At 52.8% G+C, this 4,833-nt stretch carries 2 protein-coding genes; both read left to right on the top strand.

Going from position 1 to position 4,833, the window contains the following annotated elements; all coding sequences use genetic code 11:
- Positions 1-977 precede the first annotated feature (977 nt).
- Positions 978-3,188: an anaerobic ribonucleoside-triphosphate reductase gene (gene nrdD, locus Q0482_RS06855; protein WP_299144949.1), complete on the top strand. Its 2,211-nt coding sequence runs from the start codon at positions 978-980 to the stop codon at positions 3,186-3,188.
- A 466-nt stretch (positions 3,189-3,654) separates the two neighbouring features.
- Positions 3,655-4,209 (top strand): anaerobic ribonucleoside-triphosphate reductase activating protein, encoded by a 555-nt coding sequence (gene nrdG / locus Q0482_RS06850; protein WP_299144947.1) that lies wholly within the window; start codon positions 3,655-3,657, stop codon positions 4,207-4,209.
- The last annotated feature ends 624 nt before the right edge of the window (positions 4,210-4,833 follow it).

Genomic DNA, 4,833 nt, shown 5'->3' with positions numbered 1-4,833 from the left:
CTCATTCAAAATGACAACTTTTTTTCGGTCGATGCCTTAACGCAATAGCATTGCCGCTTGGGGGGGAAGGTGGTACGTAGTACCAAAGGGGGACGGGCCCGCAGGGCCCGTGGGTTGTGTAGAAGGGTTGTGAAAAAAGGTTGTGGGAAAAGGTTCTAAAGTTTGATGCCCGCTTTGCGGGCAAGGGTTCTGAAGTTTGACAGCGGCCTTTGGCCGCTGAGGGTTGTGGATTGCCCTGCGGGCAATGAATTTTATAGGCCGCTTCGCGGCTGACCCCTTCCGGCTCGCTGCGCTCGCCACCCACCCCTTATACAGGGGTGGGCAAGGGACGTTACGGGATTTCCTTCCCGCCCCAACCGGTCATTCTGAAGGAAGTGAAGAATCCTGGTGCGCGGCCATAGTAAGCGGGCTGCCAGCAAATACCGGTCGGCGGGAAGGCTGCCTTTCGGCGGTTCCCCCCTTTGGTGCCTGCGGCACCACCTTTCCCCCGCAAGCGGGGACACAACAACCCGCAGAGTATCAGTTTCTTCATAAGCTCCACTAATCATAGCGCCGCTAAAACTGCCGCCGAAAGGCGGCATACAAAAGCGGCGCCTCTTGGCGCCCACCTTCATTTACCATTTACCATTCACCATTCACCATTTATCCAATCCCCACTATCCCACTCCCCTTATACATCCCTATAGAAAAATTCCATAGGTTCCCCTCCCGGAATTTGATTTCTTTAAAATCTCCCCTTTTCTATGAATATCAGCATTTTTCGAATTATCCTGCCGGCGAACGGAAAATTAGAATGGCGGAAGGACGGATTCTGTCTATTCCCTTTTCCTGCCACTTGGTGTATGATTATCTGCGGTACAACATCTTGTGCCTTTATTTCTATTTCTGAACTATATTTAGTATAATGCATGATTTCATCGAAAATCGCTATAATTGCACAAAATCATATTCAAGAGGTACACAGGGGAGTGTTTGTTATGGAAAACAGGGATCAAATGGACGTCATTCATGTAAAAACGAATGTAATCAAGAGAAATGGCCAGGAAGTGTCTTTTGATATTTCCAAAATTGTAAACGCCATCGGCAAGGCAAACAGGGAAGTGGAATCCATCCACCAGATGAATGAATTCCAGATCCGCGCCGTGGCAGACAATATTGCCAAGAAGATTGCTTCCTATCCCCATGCGGTGAATGTGGAGGACATTCAGGACATGGTGGAAACGGGCATTATGGAAATGCGGGGCTATGAAGTGGCCCAGAAATATGTGCGCTATCGGTATAAGAGAGAGATTTCCCGCAAGAGCAATACCACCGACGACGGCATTCTGTCCCTCATCGACCTGTCCAATGAGGAAGTGAAGCAGGAAAATTCCAATAAGAATCCTGTCATCAATTCCACACAGCGTGACTACATGGCCGGCGAGGTGTCCAAGGACCTCACCAAGAGACTGCTGCTGCCGGAGGAAATCGTGAAGGCCCATGAAGAAGGCATCATCCATTTCCACGACGCTGACTATTTCGCCCAGAGGGAACACAACTGCGACCTCATCAATCTGGAGGACATGCTGCAGAACGGCACGGTCATCAGCCAGACCATGATTGAGAAGCCCCATTCCTTCTTCACCGCCTGCAATGTCACCACCCAGATCGTGGCCCAGGTGGCATCGAACCAGTACGGCGGACAGTCCTTTACCCTGGCCCATCTGGCTCCCTTCGTGGACATCAGCCGTAAGAAAATCACAAAAGAAGTGATTGCAGAAAGAAAAGAAACCGGCGAATCCATGGACAAAGCCATTATTGAAAAAATCGTGGAACGCCGCCTGAAGGAAGAAATCAAATCCGGCATCCAGACCATCCAGTACCAGCTCATCACCCTCATGACCTGCAACGGACAGGCTCCTTTCGTCACCATGTTCATGTACCTGGACGAAGTGCCTGACGGACAGACCCGGAAAGACCTGGCCATGATTATCGAAGAAGTGCTCCGCCAGAGAATGCAGGGCGTGAAGAACGAAAAGGGCGTATGGATTACCCCTGCCTTCCCGAAGCTCATTTACGTGCTGGATGAAGACAATATCCATGACGACTCCCCCTACTACTACCTCACCAAGCTGGCTGCGGAATGCACCGCCAAGAGAATGGTACCGGACTACATTTCCGCCAAAATCATGAAGAGCCTGAAGAACGGCGACGTATACCCCTGCATGGGCTGCCGCAGCTTCCTCACCCCTGACACCGAAGGCCTTGGACCCCACGGCGAACACAAATACTACGGCCGTTTCAACCAGGGCGTAGTCACCATCAACCTGGTGGACGTGGCCTGCTCCTCTGACGGAGACATGGACCGCTTCTGGAAGATTTTGGAAGACCGCCTCGAACTCTGCCACCGGGCCCTCCGCTGCCGCCACGAACGGCTCCTGGGCACCGTGTCCGACGTAGCCCCCATCCTGTGGCAGTACGGCGCTCTGGCAAGACTGAAAAAAGGCGAAACCATCGACAAGCTCCTCTTCAACAACTACAGCACCATTTCCCTGGGCTATGCAGGCCTCTATGAAATGTGCGTCCGCATGCTGGGCGTATCCCACACCACCGACGAAGGCAGAAAATTTGCCCTGGCCGTCATGCAGAAACTGAACGATAAGTGCGCAGAATGGAGAAAAGCGGAAAATATTTCCTACTCCGTCTACGGCACCCCCATGGAATCCACCACCTACAAATTTGCCAAATGTTTGCAGAAACGGTTCGGCATCATCCCCGGCGTCACCGACAAGAACTACATTACCAACAGCTACCATGTCCATGTGGCTGAAAAGATCGACGCCTTCCATAAGCTGAAATTTGAATCGGACTTCCAGAAACTCTCCCCCGGCGGCGCTATCTCCTACATCGAAGTGCCGAATATGCAGACCAATATTCCCGCCGTCCTCACGGTGATGAAGTATATTTATGAAAACATCATGTACGCCGAACTGAACACCAAGAGCGACTACTGCATGGTCTGCGGCTACGATGGAGAAATCAAAATCGTGGAAGATGAAAACGGCAAGCTGGTATGGGAATGCCCCAACTGCGGCAACCGGGACCAGCACAAGATGAGCGTGGCCCGGAGAACCTGCGGCTACATCGGCACCCAGTTCTGGAACCAGGGCCGTACCCAGGAAATCAAGGACCGCGTGCTTCACCTCTGATAAAAGGTGAAGGTTGACGGGGCCTTTGGCCCCGAGGGTTCTTAAGGTTCTAAAGTTTGACGGCCCTCCGGGCCGAGGGTTAAGGATTGCCCTGCGGGCAATAAGTGTAACTGCCGTGAAGCGACATATAAAAATGGCGGCGAAGCCGCCACCTTAAGGAAGCTCTGATTAAATCGTTATCGGATTTCATTCTTGGATTTTTATCCAACGCAAGGAATCAGTCGACGCGAATAGCGAGCTATTTAAGGAGACTTATGACGCAGCATTGGATAAAAATACATATGAAATTCGATTCTGCGAATTAATCAGTGCTTCCTTAACCCTCAGCGCCGCAGGCGCTGTCAAACCTGCGAACCCTCCTGCCCTCCGGGCCGGTCTTAAGAACCTTCAGCCCCCAAGGGGCACTGAATCCGGCGGCGCTCCGCGCCGCCTTTTCACTTATATAAAGAAAGCAAGGAGTCCATCCATGAAATACGCCAATTTTAAAGAATACGACATCGCCAACGGTCCGGGCATCCGGTTCTCCCTCTTTGTTTCCGGCTGCACCCATCACTGCAAAGGCTGCTTCAATCCGGAAACCTGGGATTTCAACTACGGAAAACCCTTTACCAAGGAAGTGGAAGACTACATCATCAAAGAAACGGGCCATGAATTCTACGAAGGCCTCACCCTCCTGGGCGGAGAGCCCATGGAACCGGTAAACCAGAAAGGCCTGCTCCCGCTGGTGAAGCGGTTCAAGGAACTCTACCCCCATAAAACCATCTGGTGCTTCACCGGCTACCTCTACGACCGGGACCTTCTGGGCCACTTCGCCAAGGTCATGCCGGAAACCATGGAACTCCTGAAACGGATCGACGTACTGGTGGACGGCGAATTCATGCTGGACAAAAAAGACGTCACCCTCCTCTTCAAAGGCTCCTCCAACCAGCGCACCATCGACGTGCAGAAAAGCCTGAAAACCGGGAAAATCGTCCCCTGGGACCCGGGAGACACCAGTATGTCTCCCAATTCAAAGATATAGGGGCCGCCTTGGTTCAGCGCCCTGCGGGCGCTGAAGGTTCTTAAGATTGACCGGCCCTGTGGGCCGGAGGGTTCGGAAGTTTGACAGCGGCTTCGCCGCTGAAGGTTGTGGTGCGGCGCCGTTTGGCGCCGTTTTTTTTATGGGATGAATGTGGCACATTGCCCCGCGTCCATAGTGCCCCCTCGAAGAGGGGGAAAGGTGGTGGCGCCAGCCACCAAAGGGGGGACGGGCCCGAAGGGCCCGTGGGTTGTGTAGAAGGGTTGTGGGAGAAAAGGTTCTCAGGTTTGACCGACCTATGGTCGGAAGGTTCTTAAGTTTGACGGTCCCTTTGGTCCCGAGGGTTGTGGATTGCCCTGCGGGCAATGAGTATAAATGCCGCCTAACGGCGGTTCCATACCAACTTAGAGTAACAATGTGCCATGCAGCCTCTCCCACCCCCGCGCCGCTCCGCGGCCCTCTCTCCAAGGGAAAGCGTCTCACGAAATTTTCAGTCGCCTACGGCTCCCTACAAATTTCGTTCGCTTGCCACCCCCCAAAGGGGGGCGCAAGAGTTAGCGGCACAAATCCTCGTTTCCCCTTGAGGGTAATGCCATTAAGCTAAGAATTTCATAGATTTTTTCAAAC

The sequence above is a fragment of the uncultured Dialister sp. genome, assembly GCF_937959425.1.
In the GTDB taxonomy this organism is placed as follows: domain Bacteria; phylum Bacillota; class Negativicutes; order Veillonellales; family Dialisteraceae; genus Dialister.
Note: the sequence above shows the minus strand (reverse complement) of the source record. Positions and strands in the feature narration are given on the sequence as shown.

Coding starts and splice junctions, on each gene's coding strand:
- nrdD (WP_299144949.1), top strand. CDS start 978: ATGGAAAACAGGGATCAAATGGACGTCATTCATGTAAAAACGAATGTA.
- nrdG (WP_299144947.1), top strand. CDS start 3,655: ATGAAATACGCCAATTTTAAAGAATACGACATCGCCAACGGTCCGGGC.